Here is a 24708-nt window from a genome sequence, read left to right on the forward strand (position 1 = left end):
TGTGTGGAGAAAAAAACCCATCCGAAGATGGGTTGAAAGTTTCCACGGCAACAAAAAAACGACAACTGAATAGGCGGCACCACACATAGTGGTGCCGGCCAAGCTTATACGCTGTAGTACAGTTCGAACTCAACCGGGTGCGGCGTCATGCGCACACGATCCATCTCTTCTTTACGCAGGTCGATGTAAGCATCGATCGCGTCGTCGGTAAACACGCCGCCGCGGGTCAAGAACTCGCGATCTTCGCTCAGTGCTGCCAGCGCTTCGTCCAATGAACCGGCCACTTTTGGAATTTCTGCTTCTTCTTCCGGCGGTAGGTCGTACAGGTTTTTGTCCATGGCATCGCCAGGATGGATTTTGTTGATGATGCCGTCCAGGCCTGCCATCAGCAGTGCGGCGAAGCACAGATACGGGTTAGCCGCTGGATCCGGGAAGCGGGCTTCGATACGGCGCGCTTTCGGGCTGGCAACCACCGGGATACGGATGGACGCTGAACGGTTACGGGCCGAGTAAGCCAGCATGACCGGCGCTTCGTAGCCTGGAACCAGACGTTTGTAAGAGTTGGTGGTCGGGTTAGCCAGGGCATTGATGGCTTTAGCGTGTTTGATGATGCCGCCGATATAGAACAGGGCAGTTTCAGACAGGCCGCCGTATTTGTCACCCGCAAACAGGTTGGTGCCATTTTTGGACAGTGACATGTGGCAGTGCATACCGGAACCGTTATCACCAAACATCGGTTTTGGCATAAAGGTCGCGGTTTTACCAAATGCGTGAGCCACGTTGTGAACCACGTATTTATAAATTTGGATTTCGTCCGCTTTTTTGGTCATGGTGTTGAAGCGGGTCGCCACTTCGTTTTGACCGGCGGTCGCTACTTCGTGGTGGTGAGCTTCAACCACCAAGCCCATTTCTTCCATGGTCAGACACATGGTAGAACGCAGATCCTGCGAGGAGTCGACCGGTGGAACCGGGAAGTAACCGCCTTTCACTGCAGGACGGTGGCCTTTGTTACCGCCTTCGTATTGGGTGCCGGAGTTCCATGCGCCTTCGATATCATCGATAGCGACGTGGGAACCGCGAATGCTGCTGCCGAAACGAATGTCGTCAAACAGGAAGAACTCAGGTTCTGGCCCGAACAGCACGGTATCCGCGATGCCGGAAGAACGCAGAAAATCCTCTGCGCGCTTGGAGATAGAGCGTGGGTCACGATCATAGCCCTGCATTGTGCCTGGCTCAAGAATGTCGCAGCGCACAATCAGCGTGGACTCTTCGAAGAAGGGGTCGATAACGGCAGTGCTGGCGTCTGGCATCAGTACCATGTCAGATTCATTAATGCCTTTCCAGCCGCCGATCGAAGAGCCGTCAAACATTTTGCCTTCTTCAAAGAAATCGGCATTAACCTGATGAGCAGGAATGGTGACGTGCTGTTCTTTACCCTTGGTGTCAGTGAAACGCAGGTCTACGAATTTCACTTCATGCTCATTCAGCATCGTCAAAACGTGTTCAGCGGACATACTTAACTCTCCCGGATTTATATTGTCGTCGTCGTGGAACGAATCTGTGGTACTGGCTTGTTTTTGCCTTGTAAAGACTAAAGCGAAAACTGTGCCAACTTTGTAAAAGCGAAATAATCACCATTCTGAGCGGCTTTTACTCACTCTGAGTATGCACCATCAGTGATGCATTGCACCAGGTAAGTGCAAAGAAGTGGGTGTTAAGCACTAAAATGGTGCAAAAGTGCACCTGTTGGTGGTTTTTGCACCGTGAAAGGGATCACAAACTAACCTGTACACGGTTGTTTCTAAGAGATGGTTGTGATCTTGTTTAGTCCCTCGCTTAATACGTGTACAATAGCGCGCTATTTCTAATGCCTGAGGCAAAGCTGTGATCGAAAATTTGCGTAACATCGCCATTATTGCCCACGTTGACCATGGTAAAACCACCCTGGTTGACAAGCTGCTGCAACAATCCGGTACTTTCGGAGAGCGTGTAGAAGCCACCGAACGCGTAATGGACTCCAACGATTTGGAGAAAGAGCGTGGGATTACCATCCTCGCAAAAAACACCGCCATTAATTGGAAAGACTACCGCATCAACATCGTAGATACCCCAGGACACGCCGACTTCGGCGGTGAGGTTGAGCGTGTGATGTCAATGGTCGACTCGGTGCTGCTGGTTGTGGATGCAATGGATGGCCCAATGCCGCAAACCCGTTTCGTGACCAAAAAAGCATTTGCTAATGGTCTGAAGCCGATCGTGGTAATCAACAAGGTTGACCGCCCTGGCGCACGTCCTGACTGGGTTGTGGATCAGGTCTTCGACCTGTTCGTTAACTTGGATGCGACTGACGAGCAGCTAGATTTCCCTATCATCTATGCTTCTGCACTGATGGGAATCGCCGGTACTGACCATAGCGATATGGCTGAAGACATGACCCCGCTGTATCAAGCGATCGTGGATCACGTCTCTCCACCGCAGGTTGAGATGGATGCACCGTTCCAGATGCAAATCTCTCAGTTGGACTACAATAACTACGTGGGTGTTATCGGCATCGGCCGCATCAAGCGCGGTAAAGTGAAGCCAAACCAGCAGGTAACCCTCGTGGATAGCGAAGGTAAAACCCGTAACGGTAAAGTCGGTAAAGTGCTGACCCACATGGGTCTAGAACGTATCGAAGCGACCGTTGCCGAAGCGGGCGACATCATTGCTATCACCGGTTTGGGCGAGTTGAACATCTCGGATACCATCTGTGATCCTGCCAACGTAGAAGCGCTGCCTGCGCTGTCTGTCGATGAGCCAACCGTCAGCATGTTCTTCAACGTCAACACCTCACCTTTCTGCGGTAAAGAAGGTAAGTTTGTGACGTCTCGTCAAATCCTTGAGCGTTTGAACAAGGAATTGGTGCACAACGTGGCGTTGCGTGTTGAAGAAACTGACGATGCAGATGCATTCCGTGTTTCTGGCCGTGGTGAACTCCACCTGTCGGTGCTGATTGAAAACATGCGTCGTGAAGGTTTCGAACTGGCGGTTTCCCGTCCGAAAGTTATCTTCCGCGAACTCGATGGCCGTAAACAAGAGCCGTTCGAAAACGTCACGTTGGATATCGAAGAACAGCATCAGGGCTCGGTAATGCAAGCCATGGGCGAGCGTAAAGCCGATCTGAAAAACATGGATCCAGACGGTAAAGGCCGTGTGCGTCTCGATTATGTGATCCCAAGCCGTGGTTTGATTGGTTTCCGTAACGAGTTCATGACCATGACTTCTGGTACGGGCTTGCTGTACTCCACCTTTAGCCATTACGACGACGTGCGTCAGGGTGAAGTTGGCCAGCGCCAAAACGGTGTGCTGATCTCTAACGGTCAGGGTAAAGCGGTAGCGTTCGCACTGTATGGTCTGCAAGATCGTGGCAAGTTGTTCCTGGGTCACGGCGCAGAAGTGTATGAAGGCCAGATCATCGGTATTCACTCGCGTTCTAACGACCTGACCGTGAACTGCCTGACCGGTAAAAAACTGACCAACATGCGTGCTTCCGGTACTGACGAAGCGACAACGCTGGTTCCGGCCATCAAAATGTCTCTGGAGCAGGCTCTGGAATTCATTGATGATGACGAGTTGGTCGAAGTCACGCCGCTGTCCGTACGTATTCGTAAACGTCATCTGACTGAAAACGATCGTAAACGTGCAAGCCGTGGCCCTAAAGAAGCGTAATTGCTGATTTAGCCGGCAATGCTTAGGGCGCGCATCACGCGCCCTGAGTTTTTTCCTCTGTTTTCCCCCGCATCTTCGACGCGCTATGCGCTTTTCTGTTTGCTCTCTGTTCAGCCCCCCATTTTCCCGCTACAGTGAAACTCCACCGGCCCGTCAGGAGAGGACTATGCTGTATATCTTTGATTTAGGTAATGTGATTGTTGATATCGATTTCAAACGTGTACTGGGTGTATGGAGCAATTTGAGTGGTACGCCACTGGCAGTATTGACCGAACGTTTCACCATGGGCGAGGTTTTTCAGCAACACGAACGCGGTGAAATCACCGATGAAGAGTTTGCCGCTAGGTTATGTGACGAAATGGGTATTGCCCTCAGCTTTGAACAGTTTGTTACTGGTTGGCAGGCGGTGTTTGTTGCCCTGCGCCCAGAGGTGATTACCCTGATGCAGCAGTTACGCAATGATGGTCACCGCGTCGTGGTGTTGTCTAATACCAACCGGCTGCACTGTCATTATTGGCCGCAGCATTATCCAGAAGTGGCGGCCGCTGCTGACCATCTGTATCTTTCGCAGGATATTGGGTTGCGCAAGCCGGATCCGGCCATCTATCAATACGTCTTGCAGGCGGAAAAGAGCGCGGCCGATCAGGCGGTATTCTTCGACGATCATCCGGGCAACGTTGCTGCCGCCCAGGCGCTGGGTATCAAGGCGGTTCACGTCACGAACCGCGATGTGGTGCCCGCTTATTTTGCGGGTTAAGTTTGGCAGGTTAAGCTTAACGCATACGAACTGACAAGGAGTGAGTATGTCGTTTTTCCGCCGCAAGACGCTGCCGTCATCCATTAAGCCGGGCGTCACCTTTAGCCGCCTATTAATTAAGCGTATCGACAGTGATGGCCTGACGATGTTGGCAGGCCATCTGGCGTATGTTTCCCTGCTCTCTCTGGTTCCGTTAATCACCGTGGTATTTGCGTTGTTTTCGGTATTTCCGATGTTTTCTGACGTCAGCGAGCAGCTAAAAAGCTTCATCTTTTCCAACTTTATGCCCGCGGCGGGTAACGTGATCCAACGTTACCTGGAACAGTTTGTTGCCAATTCCAACAAAATGACCGCCGTTGGGATCTGCGGCCTGATCGTCACCGCACTGTTGCTAATGTCGTCGGTGGACAGTGTGCTGAACACCATTTGGCGCAGTAAAAATAAGCGTTCAGTGGTCTATTCTTTCGCGGTTTATTGGATGGTGTTGACGCTGGGGCCGCTGTTGGTCGGCGCAAGCATGGTCATCAGCTCGTATCTACTATCGCTGAACTGGCTAGCGCAAACCGGAGTGAACAGCCTGATAGATCAGGTATTGCGTATTTTCCCGTTAATCCTGTCGTGGATATCATTCTGGCTGTTGTACAGCGTGGTGCCGACGGTACGCGTACCGGCAAAGCATGCGTTAATAGGGGCGCTGGTGGCCGGCTTATTATTCGAGCTGGGAAAGAAAGGGTTTGCCCTTTACGTCACCATGTTCCCGTCTTATCAACTGATCTACGGCGTGCTGGCAGTGATCCCAATATTATTTCTGTGGGTCTATTGGAGCTGGTGTATCGTGTTACTTGGGGCGGAAATTACCGTCACGCTGGGAGAGTACCGCGCGTATCGTCAGCATAAAAATGAACAACCAGATAAGCAGCAAGAAGGGCATGTATGATTGCGTTAATTCAACGGGTGTTAAATGCCAGCGTCACGGTTGACGGTGAGAAAGTCGGCAAAATTGGCCCCGGTTTGTTAGTGTTATTAGGGGTTGAGCAGGACGATAACGAACAAAAAGCCGAACGGTTGTGTGAGCGGGTGCTGGGATATCGCATCTTTGGCGATGAGAACGACAAGATGAACCTCAACGTTCAGCAGGCGGGGGGCAGTGTTTTGGTGGTGTCGCAGTTTACGTTGGCTGCGGACACGCAAAAAGGCATGCGGCCGAGTTTTTCTCGCGGCGCAGTCCCTGCGGAAGCCGAACGGTTATATCACTATTTTATTGGCCAATGTCGTGAGCGCGGCGTCGAAACGCAAACCGGGCAGTTTGCCGCAGACATGAAAGTGGCGTTGGTGAACGACGGACCGGTGACTTTCTGGCTGCAGGTTTAGGAACCACCCAATAGGCTATCTTGTTTGCCATGTTAGGGCAGGGTAGTGCTCGCGCCAAAAAAGTGCGCTGCCTCGCCCCACGCTGATGGCGACAATCACGCCTATTGAATGGCTCCACAGGACATACTATTTGGAGAGAAGGCGTCTATGTATCACCTACGAGTACCCGTAACAGAACAAGAACTGAAGGATTATTACCAGTTTCGCTGGGAAATGCTGCGTAAGCCGTTGCACCAGCCCGTGGGTTCGGAAAAGGATGCCTATGACGCGATGGCGCATCACCAGATGGTGGTGGATGAGGGTGGCAATATTGTCGCTATCGGGCGCTTATACATAAACGCCGATAATGAAGCGGCCATTCGCTTTCTGGCGGTTGAACCTTCAGTACAGGACAAAGGCTTGGGTACGCTGGTGGCGATGACGCTAGAATCGGTGGCCCGGCAGGAAGGTGTCAAGCGCGTCGTGTGTAGCGCGCGTGAAGATGCGGTCGAATTCTTTGCCAAACTGGGTTTCGAAAGCCAAGGGGAAATCACCGTACCGCAAACGACACCTATTCGCCACTTTTTGATGATCAAACCGGTCGCGACGTTAGACGATATTTTGCACCGCCCAGACTGGTGCGGGCAGTTGCAGCAAGCATGGTACGAGCATATTCCACTGAGCGAAAAGATGGGTGTACGCATTAGCCAGTATACCGGCCAACGTTTTGTCACCACCATGCCGGAAGTGGGTAATCAGAACCCGCACCACACCTTGTTTGCAGGCAGCCTATTCTCGTTGGCGACATTAACCGCGTGGGGATTGATCTGGCTATTGCTGCGAGAGCGCCACTTAGGTGGCACGATTATTCTGGCAGATGCGCATATTCGCTACAGCAATCCTATTACCGGCCGTCCGCGTGCGGTGGCCGACTTGGGGTCACTGAGTGGCGATCTTGACCGCTTGGCTCGCGGCCGTCGGGCGCGGGTTCAGGCGGAGGTGGCTCTGTTTGGCGATGGTGATAAAGGCGCTGTCTTTGAAGGAACCTATATGGTACTGCCCGCCGCGCCGGATGTGCCCTTGGACCAAGGTGGCTGTGAAGCCATTATGGAGTAAAACGTAAGGGCGCGGCATGTCACCGCGCCCGCTGGCGATTTATGGATGTTGTTGACTCACTGTTTGCCCCGTTTTTGCCGTTGCTTGAAGATTGCCTTGCACCGAATCTTTGAACGGCCCGTCGCTGTTTAACAAACCTCGTAATTGCAGTTGCAGATTACCGTCTCCTTCCAGCGGCACAGGCTGCCAACCCCATGGCTGTAGGGTATTGAGTGGCACCGATCGGCCGGATAAAGACAGCGAAAACGGCTTGCCTGGTAATTGCGAGACGGTAGCCTTGGCATCCAGCAGGCCATCCGGCATAAATGCACTCATCTCAGTAACGGCGATCTGATGCTGATCCGCCGTCAGCGCGAGCGATGGCCGCCGCAAGTCCACTTTATTGAAGGTGGCTGCACTGGCGTTCAGGTTCAAAGAGCCTGACCACAGGCCCCAATGGTGATCGCTTGCCAGCAGCAGATTGCTGCCATAGCCGTCCAGCGCCGTCAGTTGGAAAGGAAATGACGGGTTGATATCGATAAGCAGATTACGGTTAGCGGCCAGTTTAGTGACGAACACTTGGGCCAGCCAATCAGGCAGCGGCGCTAACCACCGCTCACGCCAATTTTGTGGCAAGGTATATTCCAGCGCAACGGCAGTGACTTCATCCAGTTGCAGGCGTTTCGTCGCGCGTAGCCAACTGCCAGAAGCACGCAAGAGCCCGCCTTCCCAACGAGAAGTAAACTGCGGGATGGCAACACCTGCCGGCGACAGCCGCATAGTGATAATCGGATCGATAAGATGGAAGCGGCCAGTGATGATATCGCTGGCGTTAACGTTCAGTGTGCCATCTTGACTCTGCCAATCACCGTTATGGATGCGGGTATTTTGTAGTGATAGATCTAAATCGTTCAATGCCCATCCTTGGCCTTCCAGGCGCGCGTCGATCAAATCAAAGCGTTTAACCGAAACCGGTGGCAGGGTGGTGATATGTTGCCAAAACTGCGCCAGCGTTAGGGGCGTTTGCAGTCTGACATGGCTTAAACGTAGCCGTTCTATTAACCAACTGCCATCCGTGTCGCGGCTGGCTTTACCGGTAAGCGCACCTTGAGCTAGATCGGCACCGAAATCATTGAGTAGCAGTTTGCCTTGCTTGACTTCACCTTGCACGAGCACGCGTGAGGCGGGGAGGTCGTTGAGTGACAGCGAACCGGCGCTCAGCTGGAACTGATTATTATCGCCAAGAATATGCTCGGCTTTAGGGTGCCACGGCGTAATGCCAGCATTCACTTTTTGTGCATTAAGCCGCCAGTCGGCATCATTGGATTGCAACGCCATATTGCTCAACTGCAGTATGTCTGCCTGAATCGGTAATGCCATCGTTTGGGGCTGTATGTTCAACGTACCATCACGCAGCGTAACGCTGTGGAAATAACGTGGCTGGGTGATTTGTCGCAGGCTAAGGCCAAGATCGATTTGTTGGGCGACCAACCCCTGCGGCTGATTACCCCGTGCCAGCGTGACGCCTTGCAGGCTGATTTGCGCTGGCTGAGCCCAAGAATGAGATATTTTGCTTAGCGTGAGGCGATAGTCACCGCGATCGTTTATCCACTTGCTGATCTGGCTCGCCGCCCAGTGCGTTTGTCCTACGACATACAACAGCATTACCGCGAGCGCCACCACGAGCAGCAGCGTCAGCAACAGTTTCCCGATAAATTTCATTGCCTATACCCGCGTCGGTCAAAAAAGATACCCTGTTTATGCCGTAATTAACCCACTATCTCAAGGGCAATGGTCTGATAGACAATAAAAAAACGGCCGCAGGCGGCCGTTGGTCTGCCGAGGTGTGTGGATAACGACACCACTCGTTGACCGTATCATCCCCACTGATACCCTCCTTCGCTTAACGCGCAGCCCCAATAAATTCAGTGAGGGGATGATACTGCCATCAACGCCGGGTTACTCTTTTTCCTGCGGGAATAACAAATTGAGCACAATCGCGGTGATACCACCGGCGGCGATGCCTGATGAAAGCAGGGTTTTTATCCAGTCAGGCGCAAATTGTAAAATCAGCGGTTGCTGCGAAACGCCCATGCCAACGGCCAACGATAGCGCCATAATCATGATGGCGCGGCGGTTAAGCTTTTCACGCGATACGATGCGCACCCCCGATGCGGCAATCGTGCCGAACATCACAATGGTGGCACCGCCCAGCACGGGTTCAGGAATGTGCTGAACGAAACCGGCAACCGCCGGGAACAAACCCAGCGCGATTAACATCAACGCGACAACAAAGCCCACATAACGGCTAGCGACGCCGGTCAGTTGGATTACGCCGTTATTCTGGCCAAAACAGGAGTTGGGAAAGGTGTTAAACACCGCCGATAGCATGGAGTTCAAACCGTTAGCCAACACGCCGCCTTTTAAACGCTTCATATACAGTGGGCCGCTGACCGGTTGCTCGGAAACATCAGACGTTGCGGTAATGTCACCGATGGTTTCCAGCGACGTGACCATAAAGATCAGCATTAACGGCAGCAGCAGGTTCCAATCGAAGCCTAAACCATAATAAAGTGGTGTAGGAATGGTAATGGGTGAGGCGTCAACCACGGGTTGCGTGTCTGGTAACATACCGAGCGCCCACGCCAGCAGATAGCCGACCGCCATGGCAATCACCAACGACGCGACGCGCAGATACGGGTTGCGTTGACGATTGAGCAGTATAATTACCGCCAATACCGAACCGGCCAGTAGCAGGTTTTCTGGCGCACCGAAGGTGTTATTGTTCATCGCGGCATAGCCACCGCCAATAGAGGTCAGGCCAACCTGAATCAGAGACAGCCCGATTATCATTACCACGATGCCGGAAACCAACGGGGTGATGATGCGCCGTGCCAGATGCAACACGCGTGATAACAAGATTTCAGTGCAAGAGGCAACCATCAGCGTGCCGAACAACGCGGCCATCATGGTTGGCACATCGGCTCCGCCATTTTTTAACGCCATTCCGCCCATAATGAGTGGTGCAACAAAGTTGAAGCTGGTTCCTTGAATCGACAACAGACCCGAACCGACCGGCCCCCAGGTTTTTATTTGCAGAATGGATGCCAATCCAGAGGCGAACAGCGACATGCTAATGATGTGTTGAGTATCCTGCGCCGGTAGGCCAAGTGCCTGACAAATCAGCAGTGCCGGGGTGATCACGGCAACGAACATCGCCAGTAGGTGCTGGCCTGCGGCAAACAGCGTTTGCGGTAGTGGTGGGCGATCTTCCAGGCGATAAATCAGTTCACTGTTGCGGGAGGATGGGGATGCAGATTTATCAGCATCGATCTCGGTGGACGGCATGGTCATTGTGAGGTATTTTCCAGAAACGGCAAAGACCGCATTTTAATCATCCATACATCAAAAGCAAACGGTTGCGCCTAAATATACTGCCGCTTCGGTTTAATCCTATGTCGCATTTTTATTCATTTTTTCTTGTTTTCTTAACGTTTTTTCCTTTTAATCCTGCACTCATCAAGTTTAAAAACGAAGTGGTTTTACATAACTTATTATTTTAATTGGATTTTTCACTTCACATGGAGTAGCTAGATGTTTCATCTCGATACTTATGGCACGTTAGTCGCGGCAACCCTGGTTTTACTCTTGGGGGGCAAATGCGTGAGAACGGTTCCCCTGCTAAAAAAATACACAATCCCTGCCCCCGTCGCGGGTGGTTTGCTGGTGGCATTGTTGCTGCTCATCATGAAAAAGACCGTCAATTGGGAAATCAGCTTTGATATGTCGCTGAAAGATCCGTTGATGTTGGCATTCTTTGCATCCATTGGTTTGAACGCGAATTTGGCGCGATTACGAGCCGGTGGTAAAGCGTTAGTGGTGTTTCTATTTGTGGTGCTGGGCCTGCTGCTGGTGCAGAATGCGATTGGCATCGGCATGGCGAAAGTGATGGGGCTTGACCCGTTGATGGGCTTGATCGCGGGCTCGATTACCTTGTCCGGCGGGCACGGTACCGGTGCGGCCTGGAGTAAAGTGTTTATCGAGCGCTATGGCTTTGAAAATGCAACGGAAGTTGCGATGGCTTGCGCGACTTTCGGCTTGGTTCTTGGTGGCCTGATTGGCGGCCCGGTAGCGCGCTATTTGGTTAAACATTCTTCTTCACCGGAAGGAACCCCGGATGATGATAGCGTTTTGCCGAGTGGTTTCGAAAAGCCGGATAGAGGTCGTCTGATCACGTCTCTGGTGATGGTCGAAACGATCGCGATGATTGCCATCTGCCTGAGCTTGGGGCAGCTCATCTCCGGTTTGTTAGTCGGTACGATGTTTGAACTCCCCACCTTCGTTTGTGTGCTGTTTGTTGGGGTAATTCTTAGCAATACGCTGGCCTTCACCGGTTTTTATACCGTATTTGAGCGTGCGGTATCGGTATTGGGCAACGTCAGTTTGTCGTTGTTCCTGGCGATGGCATTGATGAGTCTGCGGTTGTGGGAGTTGGCGTCACTGGCGTTGCCGATGTTGGCCATTCTGGCAGTACAAACGCTGGTCATGGCGCTGTACGCAATTTTTGTGACCTATCGCGTGATGGGCAAGAATTACGATGCAGCTGTACTGGCGGCAGGCCACTGTGGGTTTGGCATGGGGGCGACACCAACGGCGATTGCCAACATGCAGGCGATCACCGATCGTTTCGGCCCTTCACACCTGGCCTTCCTGGTGGTGCCGATGGTGGGAGCCTTCTTCATTGATATCGCGAATGCGATCATCATCAAACTTTATCTGATGTTGCCGCTATTTACAGCGGTGGGGTGATAACACCGTCGTCCGATGGCCCGGGAACCCGGGCCTAGCGAGGGGCGCTTCGGTGGCTCCATCGCCACGCTTTTTCTTATGCGCGCCAGCTGTCAACGGGTCACTGTGGTGAATGAACACATCAACATTTGCTGATTTCGTAGGGGTCAGGCATGCCTGGCCCGATGTTGATGACAAAGTCTTCCAGTGGCTTGGGCTTGACATAACGATGGATGCTCCGGTGGTTTACGCCACACGGCCCATCGCGATGCTCTTTCTAATAACAGGCTGTTTAGCGTCATGCCCCCAGCTTGCCGTTGCGTCAGCGGTAATTGAACACATCAACATTTTCTGATTTCGTAGGGGTCAGGCATGCCTGACCCGATATTAATGACAACGTTGTCAGAGGGCGCGAGAGCGCCTTTTTTACGCGTTGGAGTAACGCGCTTTTTCCGGTAACCAACGTTCAATCAAGGCATGGGCTTGCTGAGGGTAGTGTTGATGGATATGGCGCGCCACGCGTTGGACTTCTGGAATCATCATCTGATCGCGCAGCAAATCTGCCACTTTGAACTCAGCGCTACCGGTTTGCCGCGTGCCAAGCAGTTCGCCAGGACCGCGAATTTCCAGATCGCGCTGGGCGATGACGAAACCGTCATTACTGTCGCGTAGGACTTGTAAACGTTTTTGTGCCGTTTTGCTCAACGGTGTTTTATACAGCAACACACAGTGGGAGGCCACGGCACCGCGGCCCACACGGCCCCGTAACTGGTGCAACTGCGCCAGCCCCAGACGCTCAGGGTTTTCAATGATCATCAGGCTGGCGTTGGGCACATCGACGCCGACTTCAATCACCGTGGTGGCAACCAGCAGTTGCAGTTCACCCTGCTTGAACGCCTGCATCACCGCCTGTTTTTCCTGGGCTTTCATGCGCCCGTGAACCAACGCGACCTTCAATTCAGGCAAGGCATTTTTCAATTCTTCCCACGTTGCTTCCGCCGCCTGCGCCTCCAGCAGTTCAGATTCTTCGATCAGCGTACATACCCAATATGCCTGACGGTTTTCTTGCAGACAGGCGCTTCTTACTCGCTCAATGATCTCTGCACGACGCGTATCGGCGATGGCGACCGTGGTTACCGGCGTTCGGCCTGGGGGCAGCTCATCGATGACGGAGGTATCCAGATCGGCATAGGCGGTCATGGCCAACGTCCGTGGAATGGGCGTGGCGGTCATGATCAACTGGTGTGCATGGAACCCTTGCTCTTCGCCTTTCTCCCATAGCGCGAGGCGCTGATGCACACCAAAACGGTGCTGCTCATCAATGATTACTAATGCCAGCCCATGGAATCGCACCTGTTCCTGAAAGATGGCATGGGTGCCGACCACCATGGAAACCTGGCCGCTGGCGATGGCATCTTGCTGAGCAAGACGTGCTTTGCCTTTCTGCTTGCCAGCCAGCCAGCCGACTTCAATCCCCAGCGGCTCGAACCACTGGCGGAAATTATTGGCATGCTGTTCGGCTAATAGCTCGGTCGGAGCCATCAATGCGGCCTGTTTACCATGAGTAATAGCGCGCAGTGCCGCCAGCGCGGCGACCAGGGTTTTCCCCGAACCAACATCACCCTGAACCAACCGCATCATCGGGAAATCTTTTTGCATATCGGCTTCGATATCCGCGACGACGCGCCGTTGTGCACCGGTTGGGGTGAAGGGTAGTTGAGCAAGGAACTGTGTTTTTAACCGATCGTCTGATAGCAGCGGCTGCGCGTGATAACGTTGCGCGCCGGCACGTACGGCCAGCATGCTGAGGTTATGCGCCAATAATTCTTCCATAATTAATCGCTTCTGGGCAGGATGCTTACCCTGTTCCAGATCGACCAATTTAATATCCGGCGGCGGTCTATGCAGCAGGCGCAGTGCCTCTGGCAAACTCATTAGGCCAGCGCTCAGCTCCGGGGGAAGCAATTCTGCGATCGCACAGGTATCGAGCACATCCAGTGCTTGGTCGGTCAGTTTGCGTAATGTGGCCTGCCGAATGCCTTCCGTCGTCGGGTAGACCGGCGTGAGCGACGCCTGCAAGACGAGCTCAGCGTTTTCGCCCTGAATACGATATTCAGGGTGGATGATTTCAGCGCCGTGGTTACCGCGTTTGATTTCACCGTAGGCGGTAACGCGCCGGCCTGTTGCCAGGCTATTTTTCATTGCCGCATTAAAATTAAAGAAACGCAGGGTAAGGAGACCGCTACCGTCGCTTATCTGGCAGGTAAGCATGCGCCGACGGCCAAAACTGATATCCGTGCGTAACACTTCGCCTTCAACCGTGGCGAAAATACCCGGTTGCAGATCGTTGATGGTATACAGTTGGGTGCGGTCTTCGTAGCGCAACGGCAGATGCAGCAACAAGTCTTGGAGGGTTTCCAAGCCGATTTTAGCCAATTTCCCCGCCTGGCTGGCTCCAACCCCTGAAAGCGTGGTGAGTGGGACGGCGTCCAGCAGGCGGCCTTTCATCTACGCACCGTCGCTTGCATGGTCGCCCACCATTCGGCGCTGGCAACCACTTGCCCCTCATGATCAATCTGCGGGCGTGGTAACCCTTTGCGTTTGGCGACGTTAGCCAACACCGGATAACCGCCTTCGAACAGCAACCGCTGTTGCTCTTCTTCGTCCAGTGCGCTGTGCTCGCGGCGATACATACCCGCATTTTGACGCTGTCGCTGGGCTTCATACAAAATCAAGGCGGAAGCGACCGACACGTTGAGCGATTGCACCATCCCGATCATCGGAATAATGATGTCGCGATCGGCCAACTGTAACGCTTCTTCGGTGATACCGGTTTTTTCCTGCCCCAGCAGAATACAGGTTGGGCGGGTATAGTCTATTTCGCGAAAATCTACCGCACGATCGGAAAGGTGGGTAGCCAGAATTTGCATGCCCTGGTTTTTCAGGTGATGCACGGCATCGCTGATGGTGGGATGCGTTTTGACATTGACCCAACTGTTGCTGCCCGCGGCGGAGGACACCAATGTTCTCATTCGAGGGGTTGGCCATACGGCATGGATTTGATGTACGCCGACGGCGTCGGCGGTACGGATAACGGCAGAGACGTTATGCGGTTTGTGAACTTGTTCCAGGCAGACCGTTAAATCCGGTTGTCGGGTAGCCAGCATTTCGCAAATCCGCGCATAGCGTTCGGGGCTCATAGGCGCTAATTTCGGTTACGGTTAACTTTAATCACATCCGGCATAATACGGATTTTGCGCATAATATTCGCCAAATGGATGCGATCGCGAGTGGTTAAGCGAATAAAGGCGCTGTAAACCCGGCCATCTTTTTCTTCTGTATTCAGGCTTTGGATGTTCGATTCGGCCGCATTGATTGCCGCCGTCAGGTTGGCTAACGCCCCCTGATGATTAAACATATCCACTTTGATTTCGGCGATGAATTCCTGCTCAGTTTGTTTATCCCACTCTACCGCCATGAATTTTTCAGGCTCTTTCTGGTAGCCACGAATATTGCGACAGGATTCATGGTGGATAACCAGCCCTTTACCCGGGCTGACATGGGCAATGATCGGATCGCCCGGAATAGGGCGACAGCACTTGGCAAAGGTAATCAGTACGCCGTCTGCCCCTTTAATCGCCAGATTGCGGGTACCGGAAGAGGCGCCAAGGCTTGATTGATCGCCCTGCAAGTTTTTCGCTACGACGACGCTCATGGCGTTGCCGAGACCGATTTCCGCCAGCAGATCGTCCAGTGTCGCCAACTTCATGCGCTCCAGCTCGTGCTGAATGTTTTCCTGCGGAATTTCAGACATTTTACGGCTGCCACCCAACGCATGGTTGAGCAAACGGCGCCCCAGACTGACAGAATCATCACGCTTGAGGTTTTTCAACATCTGGCGAATTTTTGCGCGTGCTTTTGAGCTGACAACAAAGTTCAGCCACGCTGCATTTGGACGCGCACCCGGTGCGGTGATGATTTCTACCGTTTGGCCGCTGGTCAACGACTGTGACAGCGGATAAGGCTGACGATCGACGCGCGCGCCAACACAGGCATGGCCAATATCAGTGTGGACCGCGTAGGCAAAATCGACCGGCGTTGCGCCCGCAGGCAACTCGACAATGCGGCCTTCCGGGGTGAAAACGTAAATCTCATCTGGGAACAGATCGGATTTTACGCTCTCGATAAATTCAAATGAGCTGCCCGCGCTTTGTTGTAACTCCAGCAGGCTTTGCATCCAACGTTGGGCGCGAATTTGTGCGGTGGTACCGGCTTCACCTTGCTCTTTATAAGCCCAGTGCGCGGCCACCCCCATCTCGGCCATTTGGTCCATATCTTCGGTACGGATCTGCACTTCTACCGGTACGCCGTGTGGGCCGATCAGCGAAGTATGCAGCGATTGATAACCGTTGGCTTTAGGAATGGCGATATAGTCTTTGACGCGGCCCGGACGTGGCTTATACAGGCTATGAGCCTGACCCAGCACCCGATAACAGGTGTCTACTTCTTTAACGATCACCCGGAACGCGTAGATGTCCATAATGGAATGGAAACGCTGTTCTTTCAGGTGCATCTTGAGGTAGATGGAGTAGAGATGCTTTTCTCTACCACTGACGCGGCACGCGATACCGGCTTCGGTCAATCGACCTTCGATTTCAGAGAGGATCTTTTGAATCATCTCTTTACGGTTGCCGCGCGCGGCTTTCACCACTTCTTTGATTACGCGGTAGCGGTTCGGGTAGAGCGCCTCAAAACCCAGCTCTTCCAGCTCGGTCTTGAGATGATGAATACCTAGGCGATGCGCCAGTGGGCTGTAGATTTCCAGCGTTTCGCGCGCGATCCGGCGGCGTTTATCTGGACGCAATGACCCTAAGGTACGCATGTTATGCGTACGGTCGGCCAGCTTGATCAGCACGACGCGAATATCCTGCACCATGGCCATGATCATTTTGCGGAAGTTTTCCGCTTGCGCTTCTTTTTTATCTTGGAACTTCAGTTTGTCGAGTTTGGAGACGCCCTCAACCAGTTCAGCAACGCTTTTGCCAAACAGTTGTTCCATATCTTGATAGGTGGCTGGCGTGTCTTCAATGACGTCATGCAGCAGAGCGGCCATCAGCGTCTCATGATCGAGACGCATCTCGGCCAGAATGCAAGCTACGGCGACCGGGTGAGTAATGTAAGGCTCACCACTAGAGCGTGTCTGACCCTCGTGAGCGTCACGTGCAACGAGGTATGCCTGTTTGAGGAGCTTGATCTGCTCCTCCGGCAGGTAACGTTGAATCAGCAGATTCAGGCTTTCAAACAGATACAAGGGCAGACTCGCAGTCTAATTAACGACGGCCTTCAGCAATGGCACTCACCGATTGAATTTCTGCGGCTTCCTGCTCTTGCTGTTCCTGGCGTTCACGTACATCAAGGATCTGATTGTTGATCAGGCCTTCTTCGATTTCGCGCAGGGCGATAACAGTGTACTTATCATTTTCTTCTGGAACCAGGGCATCTTTACCCCCGGTCTGGATTTGACGTGCCCGACGAGCAGCGACCAACACCAGGTCAAAACGGTTACCAATTTTCTCTACAGCGTCTTGAACAGTTACGCGTGCCATATTTGTGCTACTCCACAGGTGACGAAAAGACTGGGCATAATACTGAAACTGACTTCAGTCTGCCAATAGTTTGCTGATTAAAGCGTCATGCCGCAGCATTTGCCGGCCGAGACGCAGTCGTTCAGCACGAATAATGGTTTTCAGATCCGATAGCGCCAGATCGAAATCATCATTCACAATTAAATAATCATACTCCGCATAGTGCGTCATTTCTGCCACTGCCTGAGCCATACGTTTGGCGATGACCTCTTCGGAGTCCTGGCCACGACCGCGCAGGCGGCGCCCCAACTCTTCTTTTGACGGCGGCAGAATAAAGATGCTGCGTGCCTGCGGCATTTTTGCGCGGATTTGTTGCGCGCCTTGCCAATCGATATCGAGAAAAACATCGACGCCGGTCGACAGCACTTGCTCAATCGCTGCGCGTGATGTGCCGTAATAATTACCAAACACTTCAGCGTGCTCAAGAAACGCATCCTGCTCAATCATGCGGCGGAACTCATCGTGCGAAACAAAGAAATAGTGTTCGCTATGATTTTCACCGGGACGACAGGCGCGAGTGGTGTGCGAAACCGAAACCTGCGTGTCGTACAGCGGTTGCGTCTTTAACAAAGCCTGAATCAGACTTGATTTACCTGCGCCACTGGGGGCAGAGACAATATAAAGCGTGCCTTGAGCCATGATGATGTTCGTTGATTGCGGTTGATGTGCCAATAACGGCAGATGTGTATTTTCTCCGCACAGTATACACGCCTAAAGCCCGTGATGCAGCGTTTGCGCGCATTTTGCCCGTTGCTTTGTGTGAAAAACACCGACATCGACCAAAATTGCGCGCCGTATCGCGCTATTTTCTGGGTTTTCTGCAAAGGACATCTTCTTTTGGAATACGTCTTGCAGGAGATGTTTTTACCGCTCGCCAGCTCGCAGATTTGCGGTTTTACTGCGGCTAATCAGCGAGGTGCATTATGCGGGGATATCTGATTGGAATTGGCGTAGCGGTGTTGGTGTGGAGCAGTGTCGTTCGGCCAGAAAAATGCCCGGACTGGCGTGAAGAACGTCTGGCATTGGAGATTAATGCGTTGGAACAGCAGTTGGCGCGTTGGGATAACGCGTATTACCAGCAGGGGCAAGGGCAGATTGATGATGAGCTTTATGACAGCCTGCGGCAAAAGCTGCAGTTTTGGCAATCTTGTAACGGCAACCCTGTCGCTTTGCCGGTATTGCCCACGACAGGTAAAACCGCGCATCCGGTTGCGCAAACGGGTTTACGTAAGTTACCCGATCGTCAATCAGTCGCGAAATGGCTGCGGGGGCGCCACGATCTCTGGGTACAACCAAAAATCGACGGCGTAGCGATAACATTGGTTTACCAACGGGGAAAACTGATTGAAGCGATCAGCCGGGGTGACGGCGCGCAAGGTGAAAGCTGGTTGGAAAAAGTCAAGGCGATGCCTGCCGTACCGTCAACCTTGCCAAAGGCGCCGGACAGATTGGTGTTACAGGGCGAGCTGTTTTTGAAAATGACCGATCATCAACAGCATATTAGTGGTGGCGTCAATGCGCGCTCAAAAGTGGCGGGAGCTTTAATGCGTCATCAATCCTCAGCGCTGTTGTCGCAGATCGGCTTGTTTGTTTGGGCTTGGCCCGATGGCCCGCAAGAGATGACCACGCGTTTGCAACAGCTTGCCGCACTGGGGTTCACCTTGGCACAAGATTTCACTCAGCCGGTGACGGCGATTGAGGATGTTGAACGATGGCGTACACACTGGTATCAAAGTGCTTTACCCTTCGTGACCGATGGGGTGGTGATCCACCAAGGCGCATCGCCACCGAGCCGCTATTGGCGTAATCAACCCGCCGAATGGGCGGTGGCTTGGAAATATCCGCCAGTGCAGCGGGTGGCGCAGGTAAATAAAGTGATTTTCCGCATCGGCCGCACCGGAAAGATTGCGGTGGTGTTGGGGCTGGATCCAATCCGGCTGGATGATAAATGGGTTCGCCGGGTGAACGTGGGTTCATTAGCGCTGTGGCGAAAATGGGACGTGGTTCCCGGCGATCATGTTGCGATCGGTTTACAGGGGCAGGGTATCCCGCATTTACGGGATGTGGTGTGGCGAAGCATCGAACGACCAGTGATAGACGCACCCGATCCCGCGCGCTATCACGCCTTGAGCTGCTTTCGCTTACAACCCGGTTGTCGCCAGCAGTTTACTGCACGGTTGGTGTGGCTGAGTGGCCCGCATGGTTTAAAGATGCGTGGCGTAAGCGAAGCCAGTTGGCAGGCGTTGATCGATCAATCATTGGTGAAGGATTTGGCCGATTGGCTAACATTAACACCGCAGCAGTTAATGGCAGTGCCGGGGATAGGCGAAAAGCGTGCGCAAGGAATCCATCAACAATTTCTATTGGCGCGACAACAACCGTTTGCCCGTTGGCTGGTTGCATTGGGCGCACCGTTGCCGCAACGGCAGAGCCTGGGCGCCAAGAGTTGGGCCCAGGTGGCGCAACGTTCGACTGAGGAATGGCAGCAGTATGCCGGCATGGGGAGCAAAAGAGCGGCTAAAGTCCGTGAGTTCTTCCAGTCCTCGCCAATGAGGCAATTGGTCGAGAGACTGGGAAAGCAACACATTGCTGGTTTTTATGCCGAACCTCAGTGATCGGGGTGTTGATAATTGAACACCGGCAAGCCAAGACGGAAACGCAACGCGAGCAGGCGGGCACTTAATCCCGCCACCAGCGTAATGGTGATCACCACGTTGTGAGGCAGGTTGAAATGTAACAGGCCGATGTACAGCCAGGCTGCCGCAAACGCAATACCTGCATAGATTTCCTTCTGGAAAACCAAGGGGATCCGGTTACAGAACATATCGCGCAGAACGCCGCCGAATACACCGGTGATCACCGCCGCAATGGCAGCAATGATTGGCCCATGCCCCATATCCAATGCGACCTGAGCACCAATGATAGAGAAGACGATCAGACCCACGGCATCCAATACCAAAAATAGGCGGCGTAGATGGCGCATTAACGGTGCCAGCCAGGTGGTAATGATGGCAGCAATGGCGACAATCACAATATATTCAGGGTGTTTTACCCAACTCAGCGGATAGTGCCCGAGTAACATATCACGGACTGAACCGCCGCCGATGGCGGTGGCAGAGGCGATAAAAATCACGCCAAACATGTCCATTTGACGACGGCCAGCGGCGAGCGCGCCGGTCATCGCTTCGGCTGTGATACCAATGATATAAAGGATGCTGAGTAACATGAGGGATTCGCTGGATAAATAACGTGTATCGTAGCTTTAAGGGTAATGTTTATGGTTCGACGCGGCCACTGAGTTTTTCTAACGAATAGTTTTTCGGATTAGTTTAATTTGTTCTTTTGGTATTACAGTCTGCTTCTAAAAAGGCTTCAGATAAAATCGTCAAAATATAAGCATAAGGAAATATGATGATAAGTTTACATAAGGGCGTCATTGGCCTCAGCGTCTTGGTGTTACTCAGTGGCTGTGTTGCCCCCGAGATGAAAAAAGGCGCATCTTCGCCGACACGCTGCGAAGTCGGTGACGCGAGGGTACAAACTACCTTGTATTTTGGTCTTAACCGTCCAAATGGCGCTGCGCTGAATGGGCAGGAATGGCAACATTTTATTGATCAGCAGGTGACGCCGCGTTTTAAGCAGGGTTTGTCCGTGTTTGATGCTCGTGGACAATGGTTAGGCAATAATGGTCAATTAGTACGTGAAAGCAGTAAAGCGTTACTACTGATCCATCCGGCAGACAACGTAAGCGAACTCAACATTGAGGCGCTGCGCCAACATTATAAACAGCAGTTCGCGCAGGATTCCGTGATGCGTGTTGATACGCCGGTGTGCGTAGCATTTTGATACGTTGCCTATGAGGCTCTTTTTATCGATCCGTATTAGCCATGGGACATGCTGGCCCACGCTGTCTAAACGTGGGCCGATGTTTATTTAGCCTGTGCCAAGATATTACCTTCCCAACCTTTTTGGGCGTAATCATTTAACTGCTTGATTTTCTTAACAGGTTGACCCTGACTGAAATCAATATCACGTAATGACACCCAGACCTGTGAAGCGGCAAAGGTGGATTTAAAGTGGTATTCACCGTGGCTGAGATCTGAAATGGTTGTCCAATAAGTGCCAATCCCTTTGTTTTTACTGGGGTATTTACTGTATTTAGCATACATATCAACCACCTGCTGTTCGTCCGGTTCAGCTGGTGAACCGATCGGATACGCCACATTATTCATCACGGATAAAATAAACCCCTGAGCCTGATTTTTATTATCCGGCTGCGGTAGATTTTTCAGGTCGTAACTGGCGCGGACCAAGCGCTCATCGGCTTCTAAGCCGCCGGGAATTGCATTGCGTTTAGCCTGTTGGTACTTCGCCAAATTCTGTAGTTGACGATCGTAAGAAGGGGGGTTGGTCATCACGCGGTAATTTTTATCGTGATAAATATGCACCTCGCCATTATCAATTTCGATAATGGCGGAGTCACCGCTCAGGTCTTCGATGGCGATATGCTTGGTATCGGAGGCGTAATCGATCGGCATGCGTGCTGCGACCAAACGAACATCGGTACGAATTGCGTTGACCGCCTGATCGACCGTAGCAAAGTTATCCAAAATGTAACTTAACCATGCGCGGCTCTCGAGAGTGGGTTTGTCTTGGTTGTCGTGTTGTTCTTGACTGCCGTTCATATAAAACAGCGTGTGGCCGGCCAACCCTTTTTCATTCATGCCATCCATGGGGAAGACGCCATCTGCATAGACGACTACGCTACCGTAGCGGGTTTGCCACTGGGCGGCGTTTTTCGCATCGCCGCCGTTATGCGTAATCCCGCGTGGTGTAATCACCAATGTGGGGTCGACAGGGCCGAAAAAATCTAAATTGCGGGCGCTGACCCGATATTCCGGATACATATTCATAAAAGCACGGGTACAGGCTTGAGCTGCGGAGGACAAACTGGCGCTGAGCACTGCGCCGACTAACAATGCGGAAGCGGTACGGGTGATTTTCTTCATGTTATTTCCTTACCAAAATGAATCAACATCACGAGGGTAAGGCGACAGAGGCGTAGTGTAGAGTTGGTTATTGGGGGGAATTCCCCCATAAATTTACCAGGAGCGTGAGTGTGGCAAAAATTCGATTTTCATTGGCGCAGATAGATGCGTTTGCCAGCGTGTGTGAGGCCGGTAACTTAACGCGTGCGGCAAAGCGGTTAGGAAAGGATCGCACCACGGTCAATGAATTGATCGAATACCTTGAACTTGATCTTGGCTATGCGCTGTTTGATCGCGCAACGCGACCGTTGCAGCTTACCCCCGCTGGGCAACGGTTGTATCGTCAGGCGCGTTTGTTTCTGCAGGAAGCCGAAGCTTTTAATCAATTGGCGGGGCAGATCCCTGAGCAGCTTCGTCAACGTATTGTGCTGTGTTATGACTCGTTTATTCCCCGCGCATTTTTAATTGCCTTAACTACGGTATTGCGCCAGCAAGGTATTCAGTTGGATTTATGCATGATGGAGCGCGCCGCAGCGGAAGTGATGTTAGAAAATGGTACTGCCGATCTCGGGATTTATCAGGCGGTGAACCGTTCTATCAGTGAAAAATTCAAATGGCGCGCAATCGGTGCCATTGAACTGGCTGTCTATGCTAATGAGGGGTTTTTCCCCGCGTTATCACCGGTACCGCTGCGTTCTCTTTCTTCGCATAACCAACTGATTCCTTTTAGTAATTTGCCTGACGCCATGGCTAAACGTTTACAAATTGCCGATCGTATTCAGGTGGTTAATGAACTTAGCCTGTTACAGACATTATTGAGCGCCGGTCACGGTTGGGTGTAAGTATCCCAGCTTTAGTTCCACGCACTTTTTGAGATTTCCGGTTTCTCAGCTATCAGCCGATATTCTTCCGGCGTCAGGTTATTCAGGGATTCATGAGGCCGCTCACTGTTGTATTCATTCAGCCAGCGTTCCGTGATATCCCGTGCTTCATTCAGCGTTCTGAACAGATAAAAATCCAGTATTTCGGTCCGGTACGTTCGGTTAAACCGTTCTATAAACGCGTTCTGTGTTGGCTTACCCGGCTTGATAAATTCCAGCATCACGCCATGCTCTTCAGCCCATTGTGCCAGAGCCAGTGATATCAGTTCCGGCCCGTTATCCATCCGCATCTTCAGCGGATATCCACGGTTTGCCACTATCCTGTCCAGCACCCGGACGACACGCTGCACTGGGATATTGAGGTCAATTTCGATAGCCAGAGCTTCACGGTTAAAATCATCGACGACATTGAAAGTCCGAAAACGTCGGCCACATGTCAGCGCGTCGTGCATAAAATCAATCGACCAACTTTGGTTCAGTGCTTCCGGCGTTGCCAGCGGAGCTGGATTGCGCACCGGCAGGCGTTGTTTACCCTTACGACGAAAATTCAGTTTCAACAGACAATAAATCCGGTGTACCCGCTTGTGGTTCCAGAGGTTACCCTGCCTGCGAAGCACCTGAAAAAGCTTCTTAAATCCGTAGCGGGGGTAGCGTTCAGCTGCCTCGGTCAGCACCTGGATCACCGCTTCATCACGTCGCGTATCCGGTTGGTAACGAAACACCGTCCTGCTCAGCGATAACGTCCTGCATGCCTGACGTATGCTCATCGTAAATTGCGTCGTCAGATAGCTGACGAGCTCACGCTTTATCGCTGGTTTTAAAGCTTTTTTTCGATGACGTCTTTCAGCGCACGGCATTCCAGACTCAGATCGGCAAACATCTGCTTCAGACGACGATTCTCGTCCTCAAGATCTTTGATCTTTTTGATATCAGCGGCTTCCATACCGCCATATTTCGCCTTCCAGTTGTAATAGCTGGCTTCAGAAATAGCGGCCTCACGACACACATCTTTGACGGTCCTACCCGCTTCGACTGATTTCAGGACGGCGATGATCTGGTGCTCGGTGAATCTGATCTTACGCATAGCGATCTCCTCAGGTGACATAATCAGTATGTCGGAAGATCTCTAAAAGTGAATGGGCCGTTTTGGTGGGATACTTACATGGGCTTTTTTGCCTACGCATTTACAGGCGGAGCAATGGCCGCAGGTAAGCAGGTTAGCGACGGAATTGGGGCAACAGGGCTTGATGCATCCGGTGGTGGTGGTGTGGAAGCCGGGGGCTGAGAGTGATGTTGTGCATTTGATCGATCAGATACAGCAGATTTATCAGGAAGATTGAACGTGTAATAGCGCTAAAAATTGTGTCAATTCCGGTATAGACTGAAAAGTGGTGATGCGTGGAGCCTGTCCATAATTCTGTGTAACTGCCAACGTATTAAAGATGACCGTCTAAGCGGTCACCGAACTCGATAATAAAACGACTCATTGCCAACCG

General features: G+C 52.4%; 21 protein-coding genes. 10 read left to right on the forward strand and 11 right to left on the reverse strand.

From position 1 onward, the window contains the following. Positions 1-104: 104 nt before the first annotated feature. Positions 105-1514, reverse strand: a complete 1410-nt coding sequence (gene glnA / locus ACQKDS_RS18625; protein ID WP_399673506.1) for a glutamate--ammonia ligase — start codon at positions 1512-1514, stop codon at positions 105-107. 370 nt (positions 1515-1884) lie between these two features. Between glnA and typA the strand changes: the two genes are divergently transcribed. The 5 genes from typA (at position 1885) to fabY (ending at position 6931) form a co-directional block, all read left to right on the forward strand. Then, positions 1885-3708: a ribosome-dependent GTPase TypA gene (gene typA / locus ACQKDS_RS18630; RefSeq protein ID WP_399673504.1), complete on the forward strand. Its 1824-nt coding sequence runs from the start codon at positions 1885-1887 to the stop codon at positions 3706-3708. Between the two features lie 166 nt (positions 3709-3874). After that, positions 3875-4465, forward strand: a complete 591-nt coding sequence (gene yihX / locus ACQKDS_RS18635) for a glucose-1-phosphatase (protein ID WP_399673502.1) — start codon at positions 3875-3877, stop codon at positions 4463-4465. Between the two features lie 46 nt (positions 4466-4511). Further along, positions 4512-5402, forward strand: a complete 891-nt coding sequence (locus ACQKDS_RS18640) for a virulence factor BrkB family protein (protein WP_399673500.1) — start codon at positions 4512-4514, stop codon at positions 5400-5402. Continuing rightward, positions 5399-5836: a D-aminoacyl-tRNA deacylase gene (dtd, locus tag ACQKDS_RS18645; protein ID WP_399673498.1), complete on the forward strand. Its 438-nt coding sequence runs from the start codon at positions 5399-5401 to the stop codon at positions 5834-5836. The genes ACQKDS_RS18640 and dtd overlap by 4 nt, the downstream gene beginning before the upstream one ends. A gap of 147 nt (positions 5837-5983) precedes the next feature. Then, complete coding sequence (gene fabY, locus ACQKDS_RS18650; RefSeq protein ID WP_399673496.1) at positions 5984-6931, forward strand: fatty acid biosynthesis protein FabY; 948 nt, start codon at positions 5984-5986, stop codon at positions 6929-6931. A gap of 39 nt (positions 6932-6970) precedes the next feature. Here fabY and ACQKDS_RS18655 read toward each other — a convergent pair whose 3' ends face one another. Together ACQKDS_RS18655 and ACQKDS_RS18660 are read right to left on the reverse strand one after the other, a co-directional pair. After that, positions 6971-8632, reverse strand: coding sequence for an AsmA family protein (locus ACQKDS_RS18655; RefSeq protein WP_399673495.1), 1662 nt, complete (start codon positions 8630-8632; stop codon positions 6971-6973). A gap of 237 nt (positions 8633-8869) precedes the next feature. Next, entirely contained in the window at positions 8870-10264 is a 1395-nt protein-coding gene (locus ACQKDS_RS18660) for an NCS2 family protein (RefSeq protein ID WP_399673493.1), read from the reverse strand. Positions 10265-10504: 240 nt separating this feature from the next. On the opposite strand from ACQKDS_RS18660, the gene gltS reads away from it, so the two are divergent. Then, the gene (gene gltS, locus ACQKDS_RS18665) at positions 10505-11719 is read left to right on the forward strand and encodes a sodium/glutamate symporter (protein ID WP_399673491.1); all 1215 of its coding nucleotides are present in this window, start codon (positions 10505-10507) and stop codon (positions 11717-11719) included. A gap of 405 nt (positions 11720-12124) precedes the next feature. Here gltS and recG read toward each other — a convergent pair whose 3' ends face one another. Genes recG through gmk form a run of 5 tightly spaced genes read right to left on the reverse strand, consistent with a single transcriptional unit; the run spans position 12125 to position 17982 of the window. Then, the gene (recG, locus tag ACQKDS_RS18670) at positions 12125-14206 is read right to left on the reverse strand and encodes an ATP-dependent DNA helicase RecG (protein ID WP_399673489.1); all 2082 of its coding nucleotides are present in this window, start codon (positions 14204-14206) and stop codon (positions 12125-12127) included. Next, positions 14203-14898, reverse strand: coding sequence for a tRNA (guanosine(18)-2'-O)-methyltransferase TrmH (gene trmH, locus ACQKDS_RS18675; RefSeq protein WP_399673487.1), 696 nt, complete (start codon positions 14896-14898; stop codon positions 14203-14205). The genes recG and trmH overlap by 4 nt, the downstream gene beginning before the upstream one ends. Positions 14899-14903: 5 nt before the next feature. Then, complete coding sequence (spoT, locus tag ACQKDS_RS18680; protein WP_399673485.1) at positions 14904-17009, reverse strand: bifunctional GTP diphosphokinase/guanosine-3',5'-bis pyrophosphate 3'-pyrophosphohydrolase; 2106 nt, start codon at positions 17007-17009, stop codon at positions 14904-14906. A 19-nt stretch (positions 17010-17028) separates the two neighbouring features. Beyond that, a complete protein-coding gene (rpoZ, locus tag ACQKDS_RS18685) occupies positions 17029-17304 on the reverse strand; it encodes a DNA-directed RNA polymerase subunit omega (protein WP_399673483.1) in 276 nt (91 codons plus the stop codon). Between the two features lie 54 nt (positions 17305-17358). Next, on the reverse strand, positions 17359-17982 hold the full coding sequence (gene gmk / locus ACQKDS_RS18690) for a guanylate kinase (protein WP_399673481.1): 624 nt from the start codon (positions 17980-17982) through the stop codon (positions 17359-17361). 284 nt (positions 17983-18266) lie between these two features. Here gmk and ligB point away from each other — a divergent pair, with 284 nt between their 5' ends. Next, positions 18267-19958, forward strand: coding sequence for an NAD-dependent DNA ligase LigB (gene ligB, locus ACQKDS_RS18695; RefSeq protein ID WP_399673479.1), 1692 nt, complete (start codon positions 18267-18269; stop codon positions 19956-19958). Here the strand turns inward: ligB and ACQKDS_RS18700 are convergent. Beyond that, on the reverse strand, positions 19952-20569 hold the full coding sequence (locus tag ACQKDS_RS18700; protein ID WP_399673477.1) for a trimeric intracellular cation channel family protein: 618 nt from the start codon (positions 20567-20569) through the stop codon (positions 19952-19954). The genes ligB and ACQKDS_RS18700 overlap by 7 nt on opposite strands. 185 nt (positions 20570-20754) lie before the next feature. On the opposite strand from ACQKDS_RS18700, the gene ACQKDS_RS18705 reads away from it, so the two are divergent. Continuing rightward, the gene (locus ACQKDS_RS18705; RefSeq protein WP_399673531.1) at positions 20755-21189 is read left to right on the forward strand and encodes a DUF3574 domain-containing protein; all 435 of its coding nucleotides are present in this window, start codon (positions 20755-20757) and stop codon (positions 21187-21189) included. Between the two features lie 83 nt (positions 21190-21272). On the opposite strand, the gene ACQKDS_RS18710 is transcribed toward ACQKDS_RS18705, so the two are convergent. Beyond that, entirely contained in the window at positions 21273-22352 is a 1080-nt protein-coding gene (locus ACQKDS_RS18710) for a linear amide C-N hydrolase (protein ID WP_399673475.1), read from the reverse strand. A 110-nt stretch (positions 22353-22462) separates the two neighbouring features. Here ACQKDS_RS18710 and ACQKDS_RS18715 point away from each other — a divergent pair, with 110 nt between their 5' ends. After that, a complete protein-coding gene (locus tag ACQKDS_RS18715) occupies positions 22463-23173 on the forward strand; it encodes a LysR family transcriptional regulator (RefSeq protein WP_399673473.1) in 711 nt (236 codons plus the stop codon). Positions 23174-23184: 11 nt separating this feature from the next. Here the strand turns inward: ACQKDS_RS18715 and ACQKDS_RS18720 are convergent. Continuing rightward, positions 23185-24296, reverse strand: a protein-coding gene (locus tag ACQKDS_RS18720; protein ID WP_399673471.1) for an IS3 family transposase whose coding sequence is annotated in 2 segments (ribosomal slippage) — positions 23185-24035 and positions 24035-24296 — 1113 coding nt in all. Because the reading frame shifts where the segments join, the coding sequence is not laid out codon by codon here. Positions 24297-24384: 88 nt separating this feature from the next. Between ACQKDS_RS18720 and ACQKDS_RS18725 the strand changes: the two genes are divergently transcribed. After that, on the forward strand, positions 24385-24552 hold the full coding sequence (locus ACQKDS_RS18725) for a hypothetical protein (protein ID WP_399673469.1): 168 nt from the start codon (positions 24385-24387) through the stop codon (positions 24550-24552). The last annotated feature ends 156 nt before the right edge of the window (positions 24553-24708 follow it).

The organism is Serratia sp. NPDC078593 (assembly GCF_050268245.1).
Lineage (GTDB): Bacteria > Pseudomonadota > Gammaproteobacteria > Enterobacterales > Enterobacteriaceae > JBNNGK01.

Bases quoted from the DNA above. Each gene is read 5' to 3' on its own strand.
- ligB (WP_399673479.1), top strand. From the start codon at position 18,267: ATGCGGGGATATCTGATTGGAATTGGCGTAGCGGTGTTGGTGTGGAGC.
- trmH (WP_399673487.1), bottom strand. From the start codon at position 14,898: ATGAGCCCCGAACGCTATGCGCGGATTTGCGAAATGCTGGCTACCCGA.
- gmk (WP_399673481.1), bottom strand. From the start codon at position 17,982: ATGGCTCAAGGCACGCTTTATATTGTCTCTGCCCCCAGTGGCGCAGGT.
- rpoZ (WP_399673483.1), bottom strand. From the start codon at position 17,304: ATGGCACGCGTAACTGTTCAAGACGCTGTAGAGAAAATTGGTAACCGT.
- fabY (WP_399673496.1), top strand. From the start codon at position 5,984: ATGTATCACCTACGAGTACCCGTAACAGAACAAGAACTGAAGGATTAT.
- yihX (WP_399673502.1), top strand. From the start codon at position 3,875: ATGCTGTATATCTTTGATTTAGGTAATGTGATTGTTGATATCGATTTC.
- ACQKDS_RS18700 (WP_399673477.1), bottom strand. From the start codon at position 20,569: ATGTTACTCAGCATCCTTTATATCATTGGTATCACAGCCGAAGCGATG.
- ACQKDS_RS18640 (WP_399673500.1), top strand. From the start codon at position 4,512: ATGTCGTTTTTCCGCCGCAAGACGCTGCCGTCATCCATTAAGCCGGGC.
- ACQKDS_RS18710 (WP_399673475.1), bottom strand. From the start codon at position 22,352: ATGAAGAAAATCACCCGTACCGCTTCCGCATTGTTAGTCGGCGCAGTG.
- ACQKDS_RS18660 (WP_399673493.1), bottom strand. From the start codon at position 10,264: ATGACCATGCCGTCCACCGAGATCGATGCTGATAAATCTGCATCCCCA.
- glnA (WP_399673506.1), bottom strand. From the start codon at position 1,514: ATGTCCGCTGAACACGTTTTGACGATGCTGAATGAGCATGAAGTGAAA.
- dtd (WP_399673498.1), top strand. From the start codon at position 5,399: ATGATTGCGTTAATTCAACGGGTGTTAAATGCCAGCGTCACGGTTGAC.
- ACQKDS_RS18655 (WP_399673495.1), bottom strand. From the start codon at position 8,632: ATGAAATTTATCGGGAAACTGTTGCTGACGCTGCTGCTCGTGGTGGCG.
- recG (WP_399673489.1), bottom strand. From the start codon at position 14,206: ATGAAAGGCCGCCTGCTGGACGCCGTCCCACTCACCACGCTTTCAGGG.
- ACQKDS_RS18705 (WP_399673531.1), top strand. From the start codon at position 20,755: ATGATAAGTTTACATAAGGGCGTCATTGGCCTCAGCGTCTTGGTGTTA.
- gltS (WP_399673491.1), top strand. From the start codon at position 10,505: ATGTTTCATCTCGATACTTATGGCACGTTAGTCGCGGCAACCCTGGTT.